Origin of the sequence: Amycolatopsis sp. NPDC004625, from assembly GCF_040609695.1 — a bacterium.
Lineage (GTDB): Bacteria > Actinomycetota > Actinomycetes > Mycobacteriales > Pseudonocardiaceae > Amycolatopsis.
In genome coordinates, this window is record NZ_JBEXKX010000002.1 from 233,605 (window position 1) to 256,665 (window position 23,061).

22 protein-coding genes are annotated in these 23,061 nt (G+C 69.2%); 13 read left to right on the forward strand and 9 right to left on the reverse strand.

Annotated features, from left to right (window positions below; genetic code table 11):
- Positions 1-158: 158 nt before the first annotated feature.
- Genes ABZW17_RS02975 through ABZW17_RS03010 form a run of 8 tightly spaced genes read left to right on the forward strand, consistent with a single transcriptional unit; the run spans position 159 to position 8,149 of the window.
- A complete protein-coding gene (locus ABZW17_RS02975) occupies positions 159-1,412 on the forward strand; it encodes an RCCLKC-tail radical SAM protein (protein WP_354809023.1) in 1,254 nt (417 codons plus the stop codon).
- Positions 1,413-1,438: 26 nt separating this feature from the next.
- A complete protein-coding gene (locus tag ABZW17_RS02980; protein WP_354809024.1) occupies positions 1,439-2,698 on the forward strand; it encodes a GNAT family N-acetyltransferase in 1,260 nt (419 codons plus the stop codon).
- Positions 2,699-2,717: 19 nt separating this feature from the next.
- Positions 2,718-3,830, forward strand: a complete 1,113-nt coding sequence (locus tag ABZW17_RS02985) for a GTP-binding protein (protein WP_354809025.1) — start codon at positions 2,718-2,720, stop codon at positions 3,828-3,830.
- A gap of 14 nt (positions 3,831-3,844) precedes the next feature.
- Positions 3,845-4,603: a methyltransferase domain-containing protein gene (locus tag ABZW17_RS02990; protein ID WP_354809027.1), complete on the forward strand. Its 759-nt coding sequence runs from the start codon at positions 3,845-3,847 to the stop codon at positions 4,601-4,603.
- 36 nt (positions 4,604-4,639) lie between these two features.
- A complete protein-coding gene (locus ABZW17_RS02995; protein ID WP_354809029.1) occupies positions 4,640-5,677 on the forward strand; it encodes an inorganic phosphate transporter in 1,038 nt (345 codons plus the stop codon).
- Between the two features lie 9 nt (positions 5,678-5,686).
- On the forward strand, positions 5,687-6,037 hold the full coding sequence (locus ABZW17_RS03000) for a metalloregulator ArsR/SmtB family transcription factor (RefSeq protein WP_354809031.1): 351 nt from the start codon (positions 5,687-5,689) through the stop codon (positions 6,035-6,037).
- Complete coding sequence (locus ABZW17_RS03005; protein WP_354809033.1) at positions 6,034-7,248, forward strand: ATP-grasp domain-containing protein; 1,215 nt, start codon at positions 6,034-6,036, stop codon at positions 7,246-7,248. The genes ABZW17_RS03000 and ABZW17_RS03005 overlap by 4 nt, the downstream gene beginning before the upstream one ends.
- A gap of 49 nt (positions 7,249-7,297) precedes the next feature.
- Positions 7,298-8,149, forward strand: a complete 852-nt coding sequence (locus tag ABZW17_RS03010) for a metalloregulator ArsR/SmtB family transcription factor (protein ID WP_354809035.1) — start codon at positions 7,298-7,300, stop codon at positions 8,147-8,149.
- Here the strand turns inward: ABZW17_RS03010 and ABZW17_RS03015 are convergent.
- Positions 8,136-10,526, reverse strand: coding sequence for a molybdopterin-dependent oxidoreductase (locus ABZW17_RS03015; protein WP_354809037.1), 2,391 nt, complete (start codon positions 10,524-10,526; stop codon positions 8,136-8,138). The two genes, ABZW17_RS03010 and ABZW17_RS03015, sit on opposite strands and share 14 nt — an antisense overlap.
- Positions 10,527-10,918: 392 nt before the next feature.
- On the opposite strand from ABZW17_RS03015, the gene ABZW17_RS03020 reads away from it, so the two are divergent.
- Positions 10,919-11,515, forward strand: a complete 597-nt coding sequence (locus ABZW17_RS03020) for a hypothetical protein (protein WP_354809039.1) — start codon at positions 10,919-10,921, stop codon at positions 11,513-11,515.
- A gap of 12 nt (positions 11,516-11,527) precedes the next feature.
- Here the strand turns inward: ABZW17_RS03020 and ABZW17_RS03025 are convergent, their stop codons facing one another.
- Complete coding sequence (locus ABZW17_RS03025) at positions 11,528-12,046, reverse strand: DinB family protein (RefSeq protein WP_354809041.1); 519 nt, start codon at positions 12,044-12,046, stop codon at positions 11,528-11,530.
- Between the two features lie 171 nt (positions 12,047-12,217).
- A complete protein-coding gene (locus ABZW17_RS03030) occupies positions 12,218-13,654 on the reverse strand; it encodes a sialidase family protein (protein ID WP_354809043.1) in 1,437 nt (478 codons plus the stop codon).
- 442 nt (positions 13,655-14,096) lie between these two features.
- Here ABZW17_RS03030 and ABZW17_RS03035 point away from each other — a divergent pair, with 442 nt between their 5' ends.
- The 3 genes from ABZW17_RS03035 to ABZW17_RS03045 all read left to right on the forward strand — a co-directional run bounded on the left by ABZW17_RS03035 (position 14,097) and on the right by ABZW17_RS03045 (position 18,285).
- Entirely contained in the window at positions 14,097-15,950 is a 1,854-nt protein-coding gene (locus ABZW17_RS03035; protein WP_354809045.1) for an exo-alpha-sialidase, read from the forward strand.
- A gap of 173 nt (positions 15,951-16,123) precedes the next feature.
- Positions 16,124-17,929 carry an SGNH/GDSL hydrolase family protein gene (locus ABZW17_RS03040; RefSeq protein ID WP_354809047.1) on the forward strand — a complete coding sequence of 602 codons (1,806 nt, stop codon included), beginning with the start codon at positions 16,124-16,126 and terminating at the stop codon, positions 17,927-17,929.
- Positions 17,930-18,105: 176 nt separating this feature from the next.
- Positions 18,106-18,285, forward strand: a complete 180-nt coding sequence (locus tag ABZW17_RS03045) for a methyltransferase domain-containing protein (RefSeq protein WP_354809049.1) — start codon at positions 18,106-18,108, stop codon at positions 18,283-18,285.
- A 39-nt stretch (positions 18,286-18,324) separates the two neighbouring features.
- Here the strand turns inward: ABZW17_RS03045 and ABZW17_RS03050 are convergent, their stop codons facing one another.
- A complete protein-coding gene (locus ABZW17_RS03050) occupies positions 18,325-18,816 on the reverse strand; it encodes a MerR family transcriptional regulator (protein ID WP_354809051.1) in 492 nt (163 codons plus the stop codon).
- Between the two features lie 21 nt (positions 18,817-18,837).
- Complete coding sequence (locus ABZW17_RS03055; protein WP_354809053.1) at positions 18,838-19,194, reverse strand: hypothetical protein; 357 nt, start codon at positions 19,192-19,194, stop codon at positions 18,838-18,840.
- 136 nt (positions 19,195-19,330) lie between these two features.
- On the opposite strand from ABZW17_RS03055, the gene ABZW17_RS03060 reads away from it, so the two are divergent.
- Positions 19,331-20,053 (forward strand): hypothetical protein, encoded by a 723-nt coding sequence (locus ABZW17_RS03060; protein ID WP_354809055.1) that lies wholly within the window; start codon positions 19,331-19,333, stop codon positions 20,051-20,053.
- 54 nt (positions 20,054-20,107) lie between these two features.
- On the opposite strand, the gene ABZW17_RS03065 is transcribed toward ABZW17_RS03060, so the two are convergent.
- The 4 genes from ABZW17_RS03065 to ABZW17_RS03080 form a co-directional block, all read right to left on the reverse strand.
- The gene (locus ABZW17_RS03065) at positions 20,108-20,449 is read right to left on the reverse strand and encodes a VOC family protein (protein WP_354809057.1); all 342 of its coding nucleotides are present in this window, start codon (positions 20,447-20,449) and stop codon (positions 20,108-20,110) included.
- Between the two features lie 77 nt (positions 20,450-20,526).
- The gene (locus ABZW17_RS03070) at positions 20,527-21,396 is read right to left on the reverse strand and encodes a hypothetical protein (RefSeq protein ID WP_354809058.1); all 870 of its coding nucleotides are present in this window, start codon (positions 21,394-21,396) and stop codon (positions 20,527-20,529) included.
- On the reverse strand, positions 21,393-22,604 hold the full coding sequence (locus ABZW17_RS03075) for a DUF6596 domain-containing protein (RefSeq protein WP_354809060.1): 1,212 nt from the start codon (positions 22,602-22,604) through the stop codon (positions 21,393-21,395). The genes ABZW17_RS03070 and ABZW17_RS03075 overlap by 4 nt, the downstream gene beginning before the upstream one ends.
- Entirely contained in the window at positions 22,601-22,975 is a 375-nt protein-coding gene (locus tag ABZW17_RS03080; protein ID WP_354809304.1) for a YciI family protein, read from the reverse strand. The genes ABZW17_RS03075 and ABZW17_RS03080 overlap by 4 nt, the downstream gene beginning before the upstream one ends.
- Positions 22,976-23,061 lie beyond the last annotated feature (86 nt).

Below are 23,061 nucleotides of genomic sequence, written 5' to 3' on the forward strand. Positions count from 1 at the left end.
CGACCCTGAAAACCGTGATCTACCTGCGTTTATCGATCCATTGACATGTATCGCTGAAGCATGCAATCGTGATCCCTCGTACGAGGAGAGGCCCGCCGTCGGGCCGGTTCCGCTGGGGGAACCAAATCCTTTTTGTCCGATTCAGTTGTGGGGGAAGCATGCCCGCTGCGCGTGTACTCGTCGCGTCTGCCTTCGAAGCCGAGCTTCAGCCGCTGACCTCTGCGTGCGCCGGCGCCGCGATGCGTGCGCAGGACGCCGACGTCGTCGGCTGGGACGCCCACAAGAACCCCGACGCCGTACCGGAGGGCGAGTTCGATCTGGTCCTGCTGTCGGTGCAGCAGTTCGAGGGCGTCGAGCGCGGTCTGAACCTCGCTGCCCGGCTGCGGGAATCCTTCGGTGGAGCCAAGCTGGTCGCGTTCGGGCAGTACGCCCAGATGAACCATCGCCGGTTCCTCGAAACGGTCGACGCCATCGTGATGGAAGAACCCGAGCTCGTCGCGACCGAACTCGCTGAGGTCGCCCGGGGCGAGCGCGAGGTCGCCACCGTGCCGGCGTCGATGACCGCGCAGGGGATGAGGCCGAAGCCACCGCACCGGCGCATCACCGTCCCAGCCCCGGCTCGTGATTTGTTCCCGTCTTTGGTGCATTATCCGGCGCACCATTCACCGTACGGATTGATGGGCAACGTCGAGACCACCCGCGGCTGCCACCACAAGTGCACCTATTGCTCGGTGTACGGCGCGTACGACGGCGGCGTCGCCGCCTACAACGCCGACACCGTTCTGGCCGACTGTCTCCAACTGGCCGAGGAAGGCGTGCGGCACTTCTGCTTCATCGACGCCGAGTTCTTCAACTCCCGCACCATCGGCGCCGGCGTCGTCCGCCGCCTGGTCGACGAGATCGGCCCGATCACGTTCGAGTTCACCACCCGCGTCGACCACATCCTCAGCTATCAGAAGGAACTCGCCGAGCTGGTGTCGCTCGGGCTGGTGAAGGTCACCTCGGCGCTGGAGTTCCCCTCGAACCGGATCCTGCGGATCTTCGACAAGCACATCGACGTCGACCACATGCGCGCCGCGATCGCCGAGGCCGAGCGGATCGGGTTCGTGCTGTACCCGACGTTCATCCCCTTCACGCCGTGGATCGAGTACGAGGAGCTGCTTACCTTCGAGGACTTCCTCGTCGACACCGGGCTGGCGAAGGTCACCGACCCGACCGCGCTGCAGACCCGCCTGCTGCTGTTCAAGGGCTCCCCGCTGCTGTCCTCGCCGTGGATGGAGGACATCGCCACCGTCGACCGCGGCCTGTGGGTGGAGTGGACCCACCCGGACCGCCGTGTCGAGGACCTGTGGATCGAGCGCCGCGCGGACGCCGAAGACGTAGGCAAGGTCCGCTGCTGCGTGAAGTGCTGAAGACCGATCGGGAGGGACAGGAAGCCATGGGTGGAGCGCCGCGCGTCGTCGTGAGCACGGGTCAGGGACTGCCGGACCTGGACTGGGAAGGTGAGCTGGCCGACCTCACCGACGTCTTCCCCTACCTCGGCCCGACGTGGCTCGGGGCGAGCGAGAAGGCGCTGACCGACCTGCAGCCGTGGCACACGATCGCGACCCGGGCCCGGGGCGAGCTGGCCCTGCTGCCCGGGTACGTGATGACGACGCCGCCGGTCGTCGACCACGAGCCGCGCACCTACCTCGGGTGGCAGGCGCCGACGGGCGAGGAAGTCTGCTGCGGCGCGCAGACCGACGCGTGCATCAGCGGCGAGGTCGACGCCCTGGGCACCGAGCCGTTCTTCCCGGCGCTGCTGCTCGGCTCCCCGTTGGGCTACCGCACCGAGGTCGCCTACAACTTCTGGACGCCCAGCCTGATGGCGCAGATGGTGTCCGAGCTGGTGCCGGCGGCGTTCGAGCAGGGGATCAAGTGCATCGTCGCGCCGTGGATCTCCGGCCGCAGCGGCAACGACGCGATCGTCACCGCGCTGCGGCAGGTCGGCGGGCACAGCACTTTCTGGGGCTACGAGGACTACCTGCGTCTCGACGCCGACTCCTGGGACGGCCACCTCGCGGCGCTGCCGTTGAAGAAGCGCCAGCGGATCAAGAGCGACGTCCGCCGCGCCGAGGCGGCCGGGGTGCACGTCGAGCGCGTCGACGGCGAAGCCATCCGCCCCTACGTCACCCGCATCGCCGAGCTGACCTGCCTCAATCGGGAGAAGAACGGTGCCGGCGAGGAACCCGCCCACATCGTCGACGTGCTGACCGCCCTGCTGGACGCCCGCGCGGACGTCCGCGCCTACCTCGGCACGAAGGACGGCGCTTTGGTCGCCACCTGTGTCGTGATCCGCAAACACCACCGGCTGTTCCCGAAGTGGGCGGGCTTCGACTACGCCGCCATCGGCGAGCGCAGCGGCATCTACTTCGCCCTCGTCCTCGACGCCCCGGTCCGCGACGCCTACGCCGAAGGCCTGCGCACCGTCGAGTTCGGCGCGGGCGCGCACCAGGCCAAGGTGCTGCGCGGCTGCACCCCGCGGCCGGTCACGACCGCGATGGTCGTGTCCGACCCGGAGCTGCGCCCGCAGGTCGCGAAGTGGATGGACGCCTTCGGCGCCAGCCGCCGCGTCGCGTTCGGCGATGCCCCCGCCGCCACCCGCACTCCGCTGCCGGTCGTCTCCGGCGGCTCCGGCGCCTGCTGCTCCGACGGCTGAAATCACTGGAGGAACGTTCGTGATCACCTTCGTGCCGCTGACCGGGTTCCTCGGGGCCGGCAAGACCACCACGATGATCGCCACCGCGCAGGCGCTGCAGGAGCAGGGCCGCCGCGTCGCGGTGATCACCAACGACCAAGGCGTCGAGCTCGTCGACACCGCCTTGGTGCGCAGCAAGCTCGACTCCGTCGCCGAAGTCACCGGCGGCTGCTTCTGCTGCCGCTTCGAGGACCTCGTCGACACCATCCGCGCTCTCGTCGACGGCGCCGGCGACACGCCGGTGGACACGGTCATCGCCGAGGCCGTCGGCTCGTGCACCGACCTGCAGGCCACCGTCGTCCGGCCGCTGCGCGCCTACTACGGCGACAGCATGGTCGTCAGTCCACTCACGACAGTCATCGACCTATTGCGGTACATGGCTTTCGACCGCGCCGCTCAACGCGGCGAACCGGAATCGGACCTGTCGTACCTGTTCCGTCAGCAGCTGACCGAGGCCGACGTCATCGCCGTGAACAAGCTCGACACCATCGCGCCGGACCGCGCCACCGAGCTGATGACGCGGCTGGCCGCCGACTACCCGAACGCGGCGGTCGTCGGCTACAGCGCCAAATCAGGCGACCGCGTCGACGACCTAGTAAAAGCGTGGGACGGCCCGTCCGGCAACCAGGCGGTCGACCTGCAGGTCGACTACGACCGCTACGCCGCGGCCGAAGCGCAGCTGGCCTGGATGAACCAGGACGTGCAGCTCACCTCGGAAGCACCGCTCGACCTCACCGCCTGGGGCCGGCAGATGCTCGCGACCCTCGGCAGCTGGGCCCATTGCGCGGGCGCCGTCGTCGGGCACGCCAAGCTCACCGTCGAGGCCGCCGGCGGCGACTTCGCCAAGCTGAGCCTCACCGCCGCCGGCGCGGAGCCGACGGTCGACCGGGCCGCCGAGAAGCCGGCCACGACGGCCCGGGTGATCGTCAATGCCCGCGTCGCCTGCGAGCCCGCCGAACTCGACGCCGCCGTCCGCGACGCCGTGGCCACGGCGAACGCCGCCACCGGCGCCCGGTCCGCGGCCACCGCGCCGGTGTCGTTCAAACCCGGCTACCCCACCCCGGTCCACCGGCTCGCCGCCACCGGCGCCTGACCCGAAAGACGACCATGACCGACACCACCACCGCCGAGATCCAGGACTACTACCGCGAGAAAGCCGCAGAGGCTGCGGAGGCGAAGAGCTGCTGCGCGCCGGACCCGACGCGGTTCGGGCCCGGCGCCTACGGCGACATCGGCGCCGACGAAGCCTCCGACGCCGCGCTGCTGGCCAGCCTCGGCTGCGGCAACCCGACCGCCGTGGCCGAGCTGCGCGACGGCGAGACCGTCCTGGACCTCGGCTCCGGCGCCGGACTCGACCTCATCCTCTCCGCGCGCCGCGTCGGCCCGGACGGGCAGGTCTTCGGCCTGGACTTCCTCGAGGAGATGCTCGCCGTCGCCCGGCAGAACATCGAGGACGCCGAGGTCGACAACGTCATCCTGCTCAAGGGCACCATCGAGCAGATCCCGCTCCCCGCCGCCACCGTCGACGTCATCATCTCCAACTGCGTGATCAACCTGTCGGTGGACAAGCCCGCGGTGTTCGCCGAAATGGCGCGCGTGCTCGCGCCCGGCGGCCGGCTCGGGATCACCGATGTCGTCGCCGAGGACCACCTCACGCCCGCCGACCGGGCCGAGCGCGGCGGCGTCAGCCAGTGCATCGCCGGTGCCCTGTCCCAGGCCGAGTGCCTCTCGTTGCTCGCAGAGGTCGGGCTGGCCGGAGCCGAGGTCGTGTTCACCCAGGACGCCGCCGACGGGATGCACTCCGCGATCATCCGCGCCCGCAAGCCGGGCGCCGACGCCTGCGGGCCCGACAGCGGCTGCTGCTGAACACCGAGGTTTTCGACCACTGAGGGGAGTACCTGCATGTCAATCACCGCGATAATCGTGTTCGTCCTCGTCGCCGCGCTGGCCGCGGTCAACGGCAGCAACGACGTCCCCAAGGGCGTAGCCACCCTGGCCGGCGCCGGCGTCACCAAGTACAAGACCGCGATCCTCTGGGGCACGATCACGACCCTGATCGGCTGCGCCTTCTCCCTCGGCCTCGCGTCGAAGATGACCGCCCTGTTCTCCAAGGGCATCATCACCGGCGCCACCACCGACGCGTTCGCCGTCGCCGTGCTCGCCGGGGCCGCCTTCTGGGTCGGCCTGGCCACCATCCTGCGGCTGCCGGTCTCCACGACCCACGCCCTCATCGGCGGCATGGTCGGTGCCGGCCTGCTGATGAGCACCGGCGGTGTCTCGTGGAGCGCGGTCGGCAGCAAGCTGGTCACGCCGCTGCTGGTCAGCATCGTCGTCGCCTACGCCATCACGATGATCCTCGCGGTCGCCACTGGTGCCGCGAACAAGCGCCGGTCCACGGCCACCCCGCCGGTCACGTCCTCCGGCAGCGGGGACGTCGCCGTGCAGACGGCTCCCGCGGTGACGCCGGAGAAGACCTCGTCTCGGATCATGACCGCGGCACACTGGTTCACCAGCGGCGCCACCGGCTTCGCCCGCGGCCTCAACGACACCCCGAAGATCGTCGCCATCGGCGCGTTCGCCCTGGTGCCAGCCGGGATGAAGCCGTGGCACATCATGATCCTGGTGACCGCGGCCATGGCCGCCGGATCGCTGCTGGGCGGGATGCGGGTCGCGGAGAAACTCGGCGAAGGCGTGGTCAAGATGAACCACCGCGAAGGCTTCCTCGCCAACCTCGCCACCGCCGCCCTCGTCGGGGTCGGTGCCGGTGCGGGGCTGCCGATGTCGACCACGCACGTGTCCACCGGGGCGATCGCCGGATCCGCCGGACCGAACCTCAGCCGGATCTCCGGCGGGACGGTCCGCAACTTCCTGATCGCCTGGCTGGTCACCCCGCCCGTCGCCGGTGTCGTCGCGGCGCTGGTGTTCATCTTGGCTCGCTAGCCTGGACAAGTGAGCGAGCACAAGCTGGAGCGGGAGACCGCCGAGTCCTACGCCCGCTGGTTCCACGCGCTGTCGGACGCGAACCGGGTCATGATCGTGCACTTCCTGGCCCAGCAGACCGACCCGGTTCCCGTCGGCGCGATCGTGGACCACCTCGGCATCGCCCAGCCCACGGTCTCGCACCACCTGAAGATCTTGTCCCAGGTCCGGTTCGTCACCCGCCGCCGAGCCGGGACCAGCATCCTCTACGCGATCAACCACAGCTGCGAAGTCGGCCTGCCCACCGCCGCCAACGTCGTCCTCGGCCTGCTGGCCACCCGCGACGGCAACGACCCGATTCCGCTGGAAAGGACGTCGTGACCGACCACCCGGCGCTGTTGCTGGTCGGCAGCGGGGACCGCCGCTACCGCGAATACATCCTCGCCGCGCTGCGGCCGCACTTCCGGCTGTGGCTGCTCGACTCGGTCGAACCGACCTGGCAGACCGCCCACGTCGACGGCGTCACCGTCGTCGACACCCGCGACCCCGCTGCTCTTGCTGAGGCCGCGGGCAAGCTCGATTTCCGGCCCGACGGGGTGCTGACCTACGACGAATCGCTGGTCACCGCGGTCGCCGCTTTCGCGCAAGAGGCCGGGCTGCCGGGTAGCCCACCCGAAGCCGTCCAGGCGTGCCGGGACAAGGCCGCGACCCGCGCTGCGCTCGTCGAGGCCGGGGTGCCGCAGCCCGCGTCCCGGCCGGTCGCCTCCGCCGAGGACGCCGTCGCCGCGGCCGAGGACATCGGCTACCCGGTCGTGGTCAAGGCCCGCGGCCTGGCCGGCAGCCTCGGCGTCCTGCGCGCCGACACCGCCGAGCAGGTCGCCGAGGCGTTCACCGCGGCCGCCGGAGCGTCCTGGCCCGGCGTCCCGCGCTACGAGTCGGACGTGCTGGTCGAGGAGCTGCTCACCGGGCCGGAGATCAGCGTCGACGCCGTCGTCGACCACGGCGTCTGCCACCCTCTGGTGATCGCCCGCAAGGAGACCGGCTTCGAGCCGTTCTTCGAGGAGACCGGCCACGTCGTCGACGCGGACGACCCGCTGTTCGACGACGCCGCGCTGCTCGACCAGCTCGACCAGGTCCACAAGGGCATCGGCTTCACTCACGGCGCCACCCACACCGAGTTCAAGCTGACTCCGCGCGGCCCGCGCCTGGTCGAGATCAACGCCCGCCTCGGCGGTGACTTCATCCCGCGGCTCGGCATCCTTGCCGGTGGCACCGACCCGGTCGTCGCCGCTGGTCAGGTGGCCGTCGGCCGCCCGCCGAGCTCTCGTCGCGTGCTGCGCCGGACCGCGGCGATCCGCTTTCTCTACCCGGCTCACGACTGCGAGGTCACCGCCACCACCGTGCACCCCGAGCGGTTCGGGCCCACTGTCCACGAGGCCCTCGGCACCGCCGGCCCCGGCACCAAGCTCGCCCTCCCGCCGCGGGCCTACCTCGCCCGCTACGGGCACGTCATCGCCGTCGGCGACGATCACGCCCAGGTGGTCGCCGACCTGGCCGCCGCTGAGGAGCTCGTCGAGCTGCACGGCACCTGAACCATCGACGGCTGTCGATCCCTCATCCGGGTGAGGCACAATCAGGGGCATGACGACGACCGCGCCGGACGCTGCGCTGCTGCCCGTCGAGGACGCCGCGATCTACGCCGAATGGTTCGCGTGCCTCGCCGACACCACGCGGGTGCGGATCCTGCACGCCGTCGCGGCCGCGGGCAAGGCCGTCACCATCGGGGAGATCACCGAGCAGATGGCGATCAGCCAGTCCAACTGCTCCCACCACGTCCGCAAGCTTGCCGACGTCGGTTTCGTGCGGCTGCGAAAGGTCGGCACCGCCACCCTCGTGTCGGTCAACGCCTCCTGCGCGGTGAGCCTCCCGCACGCCGCCGACGTCGTCATGGGTCTGCTCGCGCCCAAGCCCGCCGAGCCCGGCGACCTCGCCACGGACGTGACCATCCGGCCGCTGCGCGTCAAGGACTGGCCGGCCGTGCGGCGCATCTACGGCGAGGGCATCGCCACCGGCGACGCGACCTTCGAAACCGAGGTCCCGCCGCGCCCCGAGCTGGAGGCCAAGTGGCTGCGCGGCCACCGCTGGATCGCCGAGGTCGACGGCCAGGTCGCGGGCTGGGCCGCCGCGGCGGCGGTGTCCACACGCGACTGCTACGCCGGGGTCGCGGAGACCTCGGTGTACGTGGGGGAGAAGTTCCGCGGCCGCGGCGTCGGTAAGGCGCTCATGCACCACCTGGTCGCCGCGGCCGATGAGGGCGAGCTGTGGACGCTGCAGACGTCGATCTTCCCGGAGAACCGCAACAGCGTCGCCCTGCACCACGGCGCCGGATTCCGCACGGTGGGCATCCGCGAGCGCATCGGCGAGCTCGACGGCCGGTGGCGCGACACCGTCCTGCTCGAACGGCGCCGCGCCTCCCAGCTCAGCCCTTCTTGATCCGGCAGGCGAAGCACTTGTACGCCTGCTGGCCGGACAGGTTGTCGTAGAACGCGTCGTCGACCAGCCCGTTGGCGGCCTCGTAGCGCGGGTCGCCGAACTGGTCCCCGACCTGCTGGGCCGGGCCGAAGGTGTTGGGCACGAAGATCGTGTCCGGCCGGATCGCCGGCCAGAACAACGCCGTCCCGGTCACCTTCCCTCGCGGGCTCTCCACCACGACGGTGTCGCGGTCGCCGATCCCGAACCGCCGCGCGGTGTCGGGGTGCACCTGGACCAGGCGGATCCCGTTGAGCTGCTCGCCGGTCGGTGTCCAGTGCGTCACGCTCGCGAAGTGCACGACGCTCGGCCGCCCGGTCATGCCCATCAGCGGGAAGTCCCGGTGTACCGCGTCGGAGCCCGGGACGCCGAGGCGCACCTTGTGCGTCACCGCCTGCGGGTTGACCGGGTTGGTGACGAACCCGGGCTCGTAGGCGATCGTCGGGTTCGCGCCGGTGACCTCGGGGTGGGTGTAGAAGACCGGCAGCGCCCGGTGGCCGGCCGCGGCGAGCTTGCGGTCCAGTTCCGGGGTGAAGATCTCGACGTTCCCGCTGGGGGTGAGGAACCGCTTGCCGGGCGCGCCGAGTGCGGCTGCCGCCTCGTACCAGGACGGGTGATCGAGGTAGAGCGTGCTCACGCCGGGGTGCGACGTGCTCGGGCACGGCCAGCGCAGCGGCTCGGCGCGGGCGTCCATCCGCTGCTGCGTCATCCCGCCCATCGCCGGGGTGTGCTTCACGAACTCCGCCCACAGCGTGGAGTAGTCCTTCCACTGCTCCGGGAAGGCGTCGGTCCAGTAGCTCGCGGGCTTCTTCCGGTCGCGGCGGCCGAAGGCGTGGGCGAGGTCGATCCAGATCTCCCAGTCCGGTTTGGACTGCCCAACCCGCGGCACGGCGGCGTGCTGCCAGCGGATCGCGCGGTCGTCGCGTCGCATGTAGACACCGTCGAGCTCCAGGCCGCTGGTGACCGGCAGGATGACGTCGGCGTAGTAGGCGGCTTCCTCCATGAACAGGCCGGTGTAGACGTAGAAGTCCAGCTTCTTGAACGCCTCGCGGACCTTGTTGGTGTTCGCGGACGAGATGAGCGGGTTGCCCTCGGTGATGACGGCCTTCAGCGGGTACGGGCGGCCGGTGAGGACGGACTCGGCGAAGTAGTCCGGCCCGACGGGCAGCGCCTGCTCCAGCGGCGGTGTGCTGACCGTCAGCTCGGGCAGGCGCAGGTCGCCGGGCCAGGTGTTGTGCATGAAGTTGCAGCCGCCGCCCGGGACGCCGATGTTGCCGGTGACCGCGGCCAGGAAGGTCAGGACGCGGTAGGTGTCGAAGGCGCCGAGCTGGTGGGAGATGCCGGCGTTGCAGAAGATCGCGGCGGGCTTGGCCGTGGCGTAGTCCTCGGCGAGCTGCCGGATCGTCGCGGCCGGCACCCCGGTGACGCCGGCGGCCCAATCCGGGGTGTAGCCGGAGCGGTTGAGGTGGTCGCGCAGCTCGGCGAACCCGAGCACCCAGCGCTGCACGAACGCCTTGTCGTGGAGGTTCCGGGCGATGATGTGCTGCAGCATGCCGAGCACGAGCGCGAAGTCGGTGTGCGGCTTCGGCGCGACCCAGGTGTCGGCGGCCGCTCCGGTCGGCGTCCGGCGCGGGTCGACGACGACGAGTTTCGCGTGGGTCTTCTTCCTGGACCGGAGCAGGTAGTCGAAGGTGACCGGGTGGGTCTCGGCCTGGTTCGTCCCGAGGAACAGGAAGTACTTCGCGGCGCCGAGGTCCTCCCGACCGGTGGCGCCATCGACGCCGTAGCCGTTGGTGAAGTTCCCGAGCCCGAAGGTCGCGGCGAGGGCGTTGCCGCCGGCGTCGTTGCAGACCGGGCCGACGTCGGTGTTGTTCGGGCTCCCCAGCAGCGCGAACAGGCGCGCGACCAGCGAGCCGGTGCCCCGGGGGAGCCGTCCGGTGGTGCGGTTGGCGATCGACTTCACCTGCCCGCTGTCGCGCAACTGCAGGAGCCGGTCGGCGATGAGGTCGAGGGCGTCGTCCCAGGAGATCGGCTCGAACTTCGAGTTCTTCGAGCCCTTGGTTCCGGAGACGCGGCGCAGGGGCGTGGTCAGCCGCAGCGGGCTGTAGGCCAGCTCCGGCATCATCGACGCCTTCACGCAGAAGTTCCCGGCCTGGACCGGGTCGTCCGGATCCCCGGAGACGCTGATGACCCGCCCGGCCCGGATGCCGACCTTGAGCCGGCAGTTCGAGTTGCAGAACTGGCAGGCCGTCGAGACGACGGTGTCCGGGTGGAGGGCGGCCGAGTCGGTGGTGAAGCTCAGCTCCCCGCCGGCCGGGCCGCCGTTCCGGGCGTCCGGCACTGCGGCGACCGCAGGACCCGCGGCGGCGAGGGCCGGGTTGACGAACAGGGAGGCGCCGCTGATGACGGCACCTTGGATAAAACCTCTGCGTGACAGACCGGTGAAATCGTCCATAAGGACCTACCCCCAGAAGACGAAACGGACACAGCGCGCGACTTCATCGACACGCGTCGATCCACACTAGAGACTGTCGGAACCATTGCATAGCAACGAATGTCGCAATCAATCGGTGTCAATCGATGCTGCGCTCGCAGGTCTCCGCGAATGCGGCTACAGGGCGCCCGCCGCTGTGCGGATGCGGCACTTTCGAGTGGATCTCCGTAGCTCCGTGAAACACCGGCAACTTGATCTGCGACTAACCGTCACCAATCCTGTGACGGAGGGGAGTGACGGTGGACGCAGCGATCGCGGCGCTCGTCGGTGCGGGCGTCGGCTTCACGGGCACCTTGGTGACGCCCATTGTTACCTCTTACCAAGCTAGACGAGCAAAAAGCCAAGAACTCATGCGCGACGCCTACGCGCGCGGCTTCGCCTGCTTGGCACGCATTCCCCGCTGCGACACGCCTGAAGATCATCGCAAGCTGCGCGACAAGATGCTGGAAGCACTGGCCCACATCGAAATCGTCGGAGTCAAGACGACGAGCGACCTGTACGGCACGGTCGTCGAGTCCTATGAGGCGTGGAAAATCCAGGGCGGCACGAACACAGCCTTCGAAGCGAGCGCGAAGAAGTTCCAGCAAGCCGCCCGCTCGGACATCGCGTCGAGCGACGCCAACGGAGCATCGAGACCGGCCTTGCTCGGCCGTGTTGTGGCGGTCCTGCTCATTCTCGCCTTCTATTGGTGGGCGAGGTTTCCCAGCTTGCTCACCTCGGACGCTCGGGTTCTCGGAGGGCTCGAGTTCGCCGCGGTCGTCGCGGTGACCATCATCGGTGCCTGGATCGTCGTGATCTCTGTGATCAGGTTGCTGAGCTCGGCAACTTCAGGCTGACTCAACATCTCCCTAGTCGAGGGGCAAGGTCAGCTGGGCGCGGTGGAAGTCGAAGTGCTGGGCAGGGAACCGGTACACGTCGGCCAAGGTCATGTAGTCGTGGAAGAACGGGTCCCACCGGGTCGGGTAGTGCATGCCGCGGGCGAGTTCGAGATCGTTCTCGCCGTCCAGCCGACGGTGCAACGCCGCGATCGTCCGGTCGAACAGCGTCAGCATCCAGGAACGCGGCATGAGTGTCCCGCCGAGCCACGAGCCGGCGAAGTTCACCGCATCGAACGGCACGGTGCTTGCGTTGAGCAACCGGGCGTACCCGCGGCTCGCTGCGTCGGGCAATCGGTCGAACGTCCGAACGAGCCGCAGCAACGCGCGGATGATCAGGTAGCCGAGCAGCATGTGGAACAGCAGCTGACGGTTGTTCCACCGCGTGCCGGCGCTGGCGCGCCCAAGGTCGCTCTCACTCGCCGCGTCGAGCAGCTTGTGGAAGCTCCTGCGCGTCCGCTCCATCTCCTGGTGAACGGCCCTCCTGTCCACCACCGAAGTATCTGCCTCAGGTGCGGAGAACGCCAGCACGGACGAGCTCGGCCGCGATGCCGGCGTTCGCGGTTGCGCTCCAGGGCTCCGCGCTTCCCGGGCTGTGCCGGCCTGAGACCCTGCGCCCTTGCCGCTTTCCTGCGGCGGGGCGCAGGGCCAGGCACACTGCGATCAGAAAGCGGTCAGGACGGAGTTCGTCGCCGCAGTTTGCCGTGTCGGGGTCTCCACCGCTCGACGGGCGCCGCCGGTGATCGGCAGGCCGCCGGTGGGCGTGAACATGCCCATGGTGAAGGAGGATCCGCTCGGTGGCGCGGCGATCGGCACGACCGGGAAGGCGTTGCCGCCAGGTCGGACCGAGGTGGAGATGTAATCGCCGAACATGCGGCCCTGGGAGGTGTTCGGGATCCACGACAGGCTCATCGGCCCGGCCACCTGGGTCGCGGTTCCCCAGCTGGTGCCGCCATTGGTCGAGGAGATGAACCCGACGTCGAGCTGGCAGGTCGCCGCCGTGCAGGACGCGTTCGGGTAGAAGTAGTACGTCAGGCCGATCCGGGCGCTCGAGCCAGCGGTGGAGGGGTCGACGCCGATACCGGGGACGAAGTGGTCGACGGTGCTGGTGGTGGCGTCGATCGGGATGCGCGTCGGTGAGGACCAGGTGGTGCCGTTGGCAGACTTGCTCAGCACGATGTCGTTGCCGGGGCAGCCGGAACGGAAGCGGCAGTCCGACCAGGCGACGTAGACGGTGCCGGTGCTGTCGATTTCTGCGCTGGGCAGGGCTTCTTCGCGCAGGCCCCCGGCCGCGTCGTGGTGGCTGATCGAGGCGACCTGGGTGGTCGACGTCCAGCTCGCGCCGCCGTTGGTGGAGCGGAAGCTGCGGATCTGGTCGTTGAGCGACAGGTAGGGGACCACGACGGTGCCGTTGGGCTGTACCACCGGCTGACCGCCGAGCCCGGTGTGCGTGCCCGACGGGGCGCGGGCCGGCCCCCACGTGAGGCCGCCGTCGGTGGACGTCTTCATGCGGAGCGAGTCACCGGAGCTGGTGATGTCGTATTCGGTGTAGCAGCTGCCGAAGAACGGGCTGGTCGCGGTGTTGTCGCAGACGATCCAGTTCTTGTCCAGCGACCCCGTCGCCGTCGTGACGGGGTTGCCGAAGGTCTTGCCGCCGTCGGTGGAGCGGCTGGTGAGGACCGGCTCGCCGGTGGGGCAGTTGACGCCGAGTGAAGAGATCAGCCAGACGTTGTGCTTGGCGTCGAAGGCGACGGCGGCGTCGCTGATCTGGCCGCAGGGACCGCCGGTGTTGGCGGTGGTGCCGGGCAGGAAGCCCTGGGTCCAGGTGGCGCCGCCGTCGGTGGAGGTGGCGAACCCGACGTCGGACGACCCGCCGCCGGACACACGCCCGACCTGGAAGGCCGAGACGATCGTCGAGCCGAACGCGAACGTGTCCGGCTCGACCTCGGTTCGGTGCTGGGCTTGCGCGTCGGTGAACGGATCGGTGCTGACCTGGGTCACGGCGACGTTCGCGGACGCGGACGTCGCGCCGACCAGCAGGCCGCCGACCACGACGGCCGGCAGCAGGGCGGCGGTGAGCATTCTTCGGGAAAGCGGCATGGCGCGTTCACCTTCTCCGTTGAGGTGAGGCAGTGAGGCGGGCAGCGGGTTCGCCGCTGCGGGCCATGGCGGTTGTTGATCCAGCCACTCGAATGCGCTGCGGTAAATCCGCCATGTGGAGGACCCGGCTGATCAACTGTCCCGAATGGACAATTATGGGCGAATTCGCGCAATTGCTGACGCGTCACAAATATTTCAACGACGTGAGCTCTCGAACGATCCAGGCCATTCGACGGCGGCTGAATGGGCGACGAGTTGGCCGTGCGCTTACCTAGTCCGGTATGGACAGTCGACACATCGGTAACGGATCGACCTCGCCTGGCGACGATCCGGGCGGCGGCCAAGGCGCGGGTGTCTCCGTGTGGCTGGCCGCGCACCGGACACCCGGTCAACTATAGGGAGCACGCTCGTGTCGCGTCCCCGCACCATTTCCGCAATCAGTGTGACGATTCTGAGTACGGCCGCGCTCGGCGTGTTCGCCGTGGCCCCGGCCACTGCCCAGCCGTTCGGTTACCACCAGCTCAACCCCGTGCAGCAGCGCCACGTCTCCGGCCTGTTGTCCACGGTCCTCAACGGCGAAGACCCGGCGAACGCCGCCAGAGCGCTGGCCCCGAACCGGGCCACGCCCTCGGCCGCCGCACCGTGCGCGAACCGCTTCGGCGCCAACGTCAAGGTCAACCAGAACTGCCTCAACCTCACCGACCCGGACCTGCAGGGCCGGGCCCAGGCGCAGAACGAGACCTGGGCCGCCGCCGACCCGAACCACCCCGACCACGTCATCGCCACCTACAACGACTACCGCCGCGGCGACGGCACCTGCGGCGTCAACTACTCCCTCGACGGCGCCCGGACCTGGGCCGACGCGACCACGCCGAACGGCTTCAGCCGCGGCACCGACTTCGGCGGCGCGCCCCGGGAGTACTGGCAGTCCGGCGGCGACACGTCGGTGGCCTGGGACTCCCGCGGAAACGCCTACCTGTCGTGCCAGGTGTTCAACCGCGGCAACGCCGTGTCCCCGAACCCGGACCAGTCCAGCGCGTTCCTGGTGTTCCGCTCGACCGGCACCAACGGCGCGTCCTGGAACTTCCCCGGCCGTCCCGTCGCCACCCACGACGACACCGCCGGCGTCGGGAACTTCTTGCTGGACAAGCAACTGCTGACCGTCGACAGCAACCCGCGCAGCCCGTTCCGCGACCGCGTCTACGTGTCCTGGACGACCTTCGCCGACGACGGCACCGGCTACATCTACGAGGCTTACTCCGCCGACTACGGCGAGACGTTCTCCGCGCCGGTGCTGGTCAGCGCGGATACCGCGTTGTGCGCCAACCCGCTCGGCTTCCCGACCTCGCGCGGCCGGTGCAACCAGAACCAGGACTCGCAGCCGTTCGTCGGCCCGGACGGCGCGCTATACGTGGTGTTCAACAACTTCAACAACGCCGCCGCGAACGCGGCGGACAACCACAACCAGGTGCTGCTGGCCCGCTCCGCCGACGGCGGGCAGAGCTTCTCCACCCCGGTGCTGGTCGGCAACTACCACGAGCTGCCCGACTGCGCGACCTACCAGAACGGTCAGGACCCCGGCCGGGCTTGCGTGCCGGAAAAGGGACCGTCGGCGAACTCGATCTTCCGGGCGAGCAACTACCCGATCGGCGGCGTCGACCCGCGCAACCCGCGCCGGATCCTCGTCACCTACGGCTCGTACCTCAACCGGAACTCCAACGAGACCACCGGCTGCACGCCGACCGGGTTCAACCCGGCCACCGGCATCAACACCTACACCGGCGTGAAGAACGGCACCTGCAACAACGACATCGTCCTGTCGGCCTCGACGAACGCCGGCGCGTCATTCGCCGGCGGCACGACCGATGTCCGGCAGTTGCCGGTGGTCACCACCGCGCCCGGGCAAGCTCGGACCGACCAGTTCTGGCAGGGCGCCGCGTTCAGCCCGGACGGCACCTTCGCGGTCAGCTACTACGACCGCCAGTACGGCTCCGACGAGACCACCGGCTTCTCCGACATCACGGTGACGGCCGGAGTCACCCACACCCGGGCGACGTCGAGCAGCATGCCGCCGCCAACGCAGTTCACCGGCACCTTCTACGGTGACTACGCCGGAATCGCCGTCACTGCCCGCACCGCCTACCCGGTCTGGTCGGACACCCGCCCGCCGGACCTGTTCCTATGCCCCGGCACGAGCACGCCCGGCACCCCGCCGCGCACCTGCCAGGCCGGCGCGCCGAACGCGTCGATCGCCAACGACCAAGACACCTACACCACCAGCGTCAGTCTCCGCTGACGAGCCACAGGAGGGGCACCCGCGATCGCGCGAGTGCCCCTCCACCATGAATAAGCCCAGATCGAAGAACAGCCCCAAACGCAAAATCGTCCAGCTTTGTTAACTCCTAGCCATTCGTAACAAGACGGCCACTGTGAACGTTTCTGGTGATTGTCTCATCCGGCGGAAGTTCGATGGCCGAGGAGTATTCGATGCTGAGAAAGAAACGAACGGGTGGCTCCGTTGAGCGGTCAACCGCGAACGGACGCCACAAAGGGGCATGGCGGCGTTTTGGTGCCGCTGCTACGTCAGCCGCGATGGCCACGCTTATGTTCCTGGCCGTGGGGCCAGGCGCGGCACGCGCTGACAATGGTTCGATCATCCGGACTGTCACTGCGCAGAGCCCGAGCTGCAGCGTGGGAACCGGGCTGGCGTTCGACGGCAAGCAACTGCTGCTCGACTGCTGGAATCAGAACCAGATCTGGGGTGTGAGCCCGGCCGACGGCGCGCTTCTGAACACCTACACGATCGCCGGGGCGAGCGACCTGCGAGCGATGGCCTGGGACCGTGGTCGCAGAAAGCTGTGGGTGTGCAACAGCGACGCCGACGTGTACCTCGCCGACCTGGCTGCCCAAACCGAGACGTTTGCTTTCACCAGCCAGGGATGCGTCGACGGGCTCGCCTACGACGGGACCGACGACACGATCTGGTCCAGCGACGACGCTGCTTCCACGGTGCAGCACTACACGAGCAGCGGGACGCTCATCTCGAGCACGGACATCACCGGGAAGCTCGGCGGCTGCGGGAACTCCGGGATCGCGGTCGGCGGCGCCAAGCTGCTGCTGAGCAACAACGGGTGCTCCCAGATCTACGTCGCCACGAAAGACCTGGCATCGACCACCCTCTTCGGCACCTACCCGGCACGCCTGGAGGACATGGAATGCGACGACGTCACCTTCGCGGCCAGCGGGCAGGCAGCGATCTGGTCCAAAGACGCCTACGACAACACGCTCAACGCCTTCGACCTCGTTCCGGGAACGTGCGGCTTCGGCGGACAGCCCTCCACGCCGCAACGCTACGTGGCACTCGGTGACTCGGTTCCGTACGGACACGGACTGGCCAACCCCGGCAAGGACCGTCAGGGCGCGCTCGCTCCGGACCAGCCGCCCTCGCCCGACGCCTACCCCAGCCTGCTGGCGAAGTCGCTCGGCTACAACTTCACGATTCGCAAGGACGGCTGCACCCTGACCGGTGACCAGCTCGCCGTCAGCGGAGCACCGTCCATCGACAACAAGTGGACCGGCAAAGACGCCGACTGCCGCTACCCGAAGGGCGTGCCGGTCCCGTTGCAGAAGGCAGTGAGTCCCAATGAAGTTCTCGCCGCCGACTTGAAGAACCACCCGCCCTCGCTGGTGACGCTGCAGGCCGGCGCGGACGACGTCGACTTCGCCGCCTGCCTCGCGTCACTCCTCAGCGCCCCGGCGAACCCGTTCATGCACGTCGAGAACTGCGTCGATCAGGACCGCAAGGGCAACTACGTCGTCACGCAGAAGTTCGCCACCGAGCTGAAGTCGCTGAAGGACGGCCTCACCAAGACCCTCGACGCCGTCCACGACGCCGCTCCCGCAGCTCAGATCCTTCTTCTCGACTACTACCAGATTATCCCGGGCGCTGACGCCGACCTGGCCGGAAGCAGTTTCATCTGCCGCGACCTGCGCTTCAGCAAGCAGGGAGGCAAGTGGCGTACGTCGATCCGGGCGAAGGCGGACTTCCTCCAAAAAACCTTGAACAGCACCATCGGTGCCGCGGCAACCGGCCGCGCCTACGTGAAGACCGTGGACATTTCCTCGGCGTTCAGCGGCCACGAAATGTGCACCAAATCCACCTGGGTGTTCGACGGGACCTGGAACGCGGCGCACCCGACGAAACCGGGCCAGCAGGCCATCGCCGATGCGGTCATCGCCGTCTGCGGTCAGCTTCCACGCGGTTGCCGAGGCTGATCCGACCGTGGTGCTGCGCCGCGCGTCTGGGCGCAGCACCGCCACGTCGACCGGCGTTCGTGCTGCTGGTGAGCTGCGTGGATCGGAAGCGAGGTTCTGGCCAGCCGTCATCAGCCCGTCCACGAGGCTCGAGGACGCGGAACGCGTCGGCACCCGGCGCCCGGCTGGGCGAGACCGTGCTCGACCTCGGCTCCATCATCGGCAGCGTCCTTGCCGCGCTCGCTGCCGGGCCGGCCATCCACGTGATCGGCGTCGACATGACGCCGGTCCAGCTGGCCGAGGCGAGTCGGCTGGCCGTCGAGGGCGGCCTGGTCAACGCCGAGTTCTGTGCCGGCCACACTGAGAATTCACCGTAATGGATGAGCCGGTGGAGTGCGTCGTCTCGAACGGCGTCATCAATCTCTCGCCCGATAAGTATGCGGTGTTCGCTGCGGCGGCCGGGGCGCTGTGTCCAGACGGCCGGCCGGGCGCCGGTCGGTGTCGAGGGAGCGCCCCGCCAGCGCGAGGTACGGCAGCGAGTCCTCGGGGCACGTACAGCGCGTCAAGCTGGTGCACTGTGCGTCGATGACCTGCCGGAGGCCGTCGCGGATGCGGTTCAGGTCCGCGATCCGGCCTTCGAACTCGGCCAGCTTGTTCCGCGCGCGGTCCTGGAGATCCGGGGTCGGATGCCGGCGACGGCCGGTGTCGATGAGCTCGGCGACCTCGTCCAGAGTGAATCCCAGCCGCTGGGCCGCTTTGACGATCCGCAGCAGCGCCAAGGCGTCCTCGCCGTAGTCGCGGTACCCGCCGGGCGAGCGGCCCGGTTCAGGCAGGAGGCCGCGACGCTCGTAGTAGCGCAAGGTCTGCACGTTCACGCCGGCCGCCGCGGCCAGCTCACTCGACCTCATTACCCATCGCCTCCTCACGGATCACGCGAGCGCCGCCTCGGCCTGAGCCACCAACCCATCGAGCACGACGGCCTTGTCCGGCGGAACCCGGACGTCCACGATGACCTCGGCATCTTCACGGCTGACCCGGAAGTCGAAAAACGAGCAGCACTCCGCCTCACGCGCGGTCAGGTCCCGGGCAGCAGTTTCGACGTCCACGCCGCCCGCCAGCCGCAGGCGCAGCCACTGCGGGTGCTCGCGGCGGAGGGAGCTCAACGACGTGCCGAACAGCCCGTCGAACTCAGCCAGGCGCCTGGGCTGGTCCGCTGTCGGCAGCGTGCAGGCGTCGACCGGGGTCCAGCTGCCTCGGAGGAAGGGCCTTGCCGGTTCAGCTGTCATGTCCTGCACCTTTCGTCTCCGGATGACGCCACCACGCTAAGCCTGTACCTAAGTACGGACTTCAACGTGATGCATGTCACAGTGACGAGACGGGGTCTTGGGCGACTTTCTCCCTAAAGGCTTCAAAGGGGCAGAGATGTTCGATCGTGACGTCGACTATCCGATGGCTGTCGCCAGTTACGACGATGCGGGCCTGGACGCGGCCATCGACTGGTGCTGTGAACACATGGAGGACGGCGACACCCTCACGGTGTGGACCCACCTGAAGTCGAACCTCCGCAACTGCTCGCAGCTCGAGCGGCTCGTCGCGCGGCACAGCAATGTGGAGCACGTGACCGGCAGAGGCGGCGGCTACGTCCACAATGCCGGGCCGGTGCTGATGGCGTGGGCGGACATGCCGGACATCGGTCAGCTGACGCAAGCCGGTGGCCATCGCATCCGGGCGTTGTGCGTCATCGCGTGGAACGAAGACGCCATCAGGCCGTGGGTGTCGGCTGTCCATCCGGTGGTCCTCGGTGACGGAACGGCGTGGGAGAACCTGACGCCGGAGCTCGATCCGGTCGTCGTCGAGGCCCTGAAGAGCCTCACCCTGACGGTCAACCACAACAACACCATCTCGGCGGGCTTCGAGAAGGACCAGGCCGTGAGCACTCTGCTCGCCCTCCGGGATGCCGGCATCGCCATGGACGGCGAAGCGATGGAGGGCTGGGCGCTGGCGAACGGCTGGTCCGGCAAGAACCCGCAGCGCTTGGGCCAGTATGTCCAGGACATCAACGCGGGCAAACGCCCACGCTGCAGCCGCGTGCTGCGCGCGGACTACGTCGATCACCTGCGTCGGCGCGCAGCTGGCGAGGAGTAAGCCGCGAACCGCAGTGGCGCCCCACCGCGGGGCACCACTGGGCGGCCGCCGGACTCAGTTCTGCGGGGCGGCCTCGTACAGGCTGAACGGCGTGCCCTGGTCGTCGTGGCAGTGGGCGATCCGGCCTACCCCGGGGACGGTCTGGACGTCCTCGCTGCGGCCTCCGAGTTTGTGCAGCCGCTTGACCGAGGCGTCGATGTCCTCGGTGGCGAAGTACACCCGGGGGTGGGTAAAGCCGTCCTCGGTGGCCGTGATCGCGCCGGCCGGGCCGTTGTCGATGACGTGGTAGTCGCCGCCGAACTCGCTGGTGCCCCAGTCGAACAGGCCGCCAAAGAAGGTGCGGGCCTTAGCGGTGTCGGCGGCGGGGATCTCGATCCAGTTGACCTGTCCGGGCATGGTCGTTCCTTTCGATCCTGAGCAGTTCCTCACCCGAGGACGAACGGCCGGGACCCGGCTCGACACGGTCTGGCAGATCAGTTCTTGATAGCTTGCCGTCCGGCGTCGTAGCTGCGCAGCGCCGCTCCGATCGCCGCGGCGGCGGTCATCTCGAAGATCGCGTCTTCGCTGTAGCCGGCCGCCTTGAGCTCGTCGACGTCTGCGTCGGTGATCTTGTAGGAGGCGTCGCGCACCTTCGCCGCGTAGGACTGCAATGGTTCCGGCAGCTCGTCGCCGTCCAGGGCGGCCGTGCGGGTCGGTCTGTCCGTCTCGCCCGATGCCTCCAGGACGGCGTGGCGCAGGTTCTGCGCGACGTCGCCGAGGTCGGTGTAGCGGCCGTCGGCGATCAGGAAGCCGGGGAAGCGGTAGCCGAACCGGTGCAGGGACCGGGTGCCGGTTTCCAGCTGGCCGTCGCGCAGGACGAAGCCGAACGCGTTGGCGAGCCGGTTGACGATGTTCCACACGAGGTCCACCCGCAGGGCCTCGTGGACGGCCTGCCGGGGCAAGTCGGCCACCACGGCGGCGTCGACGTGGCCGGGGTCCTGGCTGACGTTCTCCAGGAACGCGGCGACGGCCTTCAGCTCGGGACGTGTCGTGCCGGGGTCGTCCGGATCGATCTCGCCGGTGCCGGCGAGCCGGACGAGCTCGGCGTGGGTGACCGCGCAGAACGGGCACTCGTGCACCTCCGCGGTGGACATGGCGAGGTATTCGCGCTCGGCGGCGGTCCAATAGGACGGGCCGCGCATCGCCTCGGCGGTCAGCTGCAGCAGTGGCCGGGCGAAGAGCCCGGGCCGATAGAGCAGCATCTTGACGATGTCGGGCGTGGCCACGCCCGAGGTCTTCGACGTGAGTGCGAAGAAGACCTTGGCGCGGCGGCGGTGGCCGTGGTCGAGAACGGACAGTCTCATGTGGACTCCAAAGCGTGCAGCCGGCCGACGAGGTAGCGTCGGTCGGCGGGTTTGGTGGCGAGGTCGTGGGCACGCCGGTACGCCGCCGCTGCTTCGACGGTGCGACCGAGGCGGCGCAGAAGGTCCGCGCGGGCGGCATGCAGCAGGTGGTAGCGGTCGAGGCCCTCGATCCGGTCAATGAGGACCAGCCCGTCGGCCGGTGTCGTGGCCATGGCGACGGCGACGGCGTGGTTCAGCGCGACCACAGGCGAAGGACTGGTGACGAGCAACTGGTCATAGAGGCCGGCGATCCCGGCCCAGTCCGTCGGGGCCTGGGTGTGCAGGACGGCGATGGCCGCCTGTAGCTGGTACGGCCCGGGCTCGCCCAGGCACAGCGCGCGGTCCAACAGTCCGACCGCTTCGGCGATTTCGGCGTGGTCCCAACGCGTGCGGTCCTGGTCTTCGAGCAGGACGACGTCGCCGTCGGGGGTGTAGCGGGCCGCCGCGCGGGAGTCCTGCAAGAGCAGCAGAGCGGCCAGGCCGAGCGCCTCCGGTTCGTCGGGCATCAGCGTGGCGACGAGCTTGGCCAATCGGATCGCCTCTTGCTGGAGCTCGCGGAACTCCGGCTGATCCGGGCCCGCGGTGTAGCCCTGGGTGAAGATCAGGTAGATCACGGTGAGGACGCCGGTCAGTCGCTCGGGTAGGAGGTGGTCGGCCGGGACCGTGAAGCCGATTCCAGCGTCGCGGATCTTGCGTTTGGCTCGGACCAGCCGCTGGGCCAGCGTCGCTTCGCCGACCAGGAAAGTGCGGGCGATCTGCCCGGCCGTCAGCCCGGCCACCGCCTGCAGCGTCAACGCGACGCGGGCTTCTTCGGCCAGCGCCGGGTGGCAGCAGGTGAAGATCAGGCTGAGCCGCTCGTCGCCCAGCCCGACCAGGCTCTCCACGCCGAGATCCATGGTCGTCACCTCCGAGGCGTCGAGCAGGGCGAGCTTCTCCTGGCCGCGGCGGGCTCGGCGGAGCCGGTCGATCGCGCTGTTGCGGGCCGCGGTCAGCAGCCACGCGACCGGGTCGCCCGGCACCTCGGCAGCCCACTTGCGCAGGGCCAGCGCACAGGCGTCCTGCAGCGCGTCCTCGGCGAGTTCGAAGTCGCCCAGGACGCGGACCAGCGCGGCGAGCATCCGGGTCCGGTGCTCGCGGTAGGTCGCCTGCAGGACGGGCGCCGCGGTCATGCGCCGGTCGTAGTCCGGTGGTTAAGCCCCGGCACGCCGGCCAACGGCCGGACCTCGATCGTGCCGTCGACGGCCATCGGGCACAGCGCGGCCAGCTCCAGGGCCTCGTCGAGGTCGCGGCAGTCGAGGATGTAGGCGCCGCCGAGGTGCTCGTGCGTCTCGAGGAACGGCCCGTCGGTGATCAGCGTCTTGCCCTCGCGCACGGCGACGGTGGTCGCGGTGTGCTCGCCCTGCAGCGGGTGCGCGGCAACGAACGCCCCACGGCGGCGGCATTCGTCGGCGAAGGCGTTCACCCTGGCCAGCGCGTCGGGGAAGCGCGGATCGCTGGGTTCCGGGCGGTCGCAGTTGTAGATCAGCAGCATGTACTGCACGTGTCCTCCAGCTCGGGCGGTGGTGCTTGCGTCGAAGAGGATGACGAACAGCACGACCGTAACTCGACAGGCTCCGGCGAGTCCTG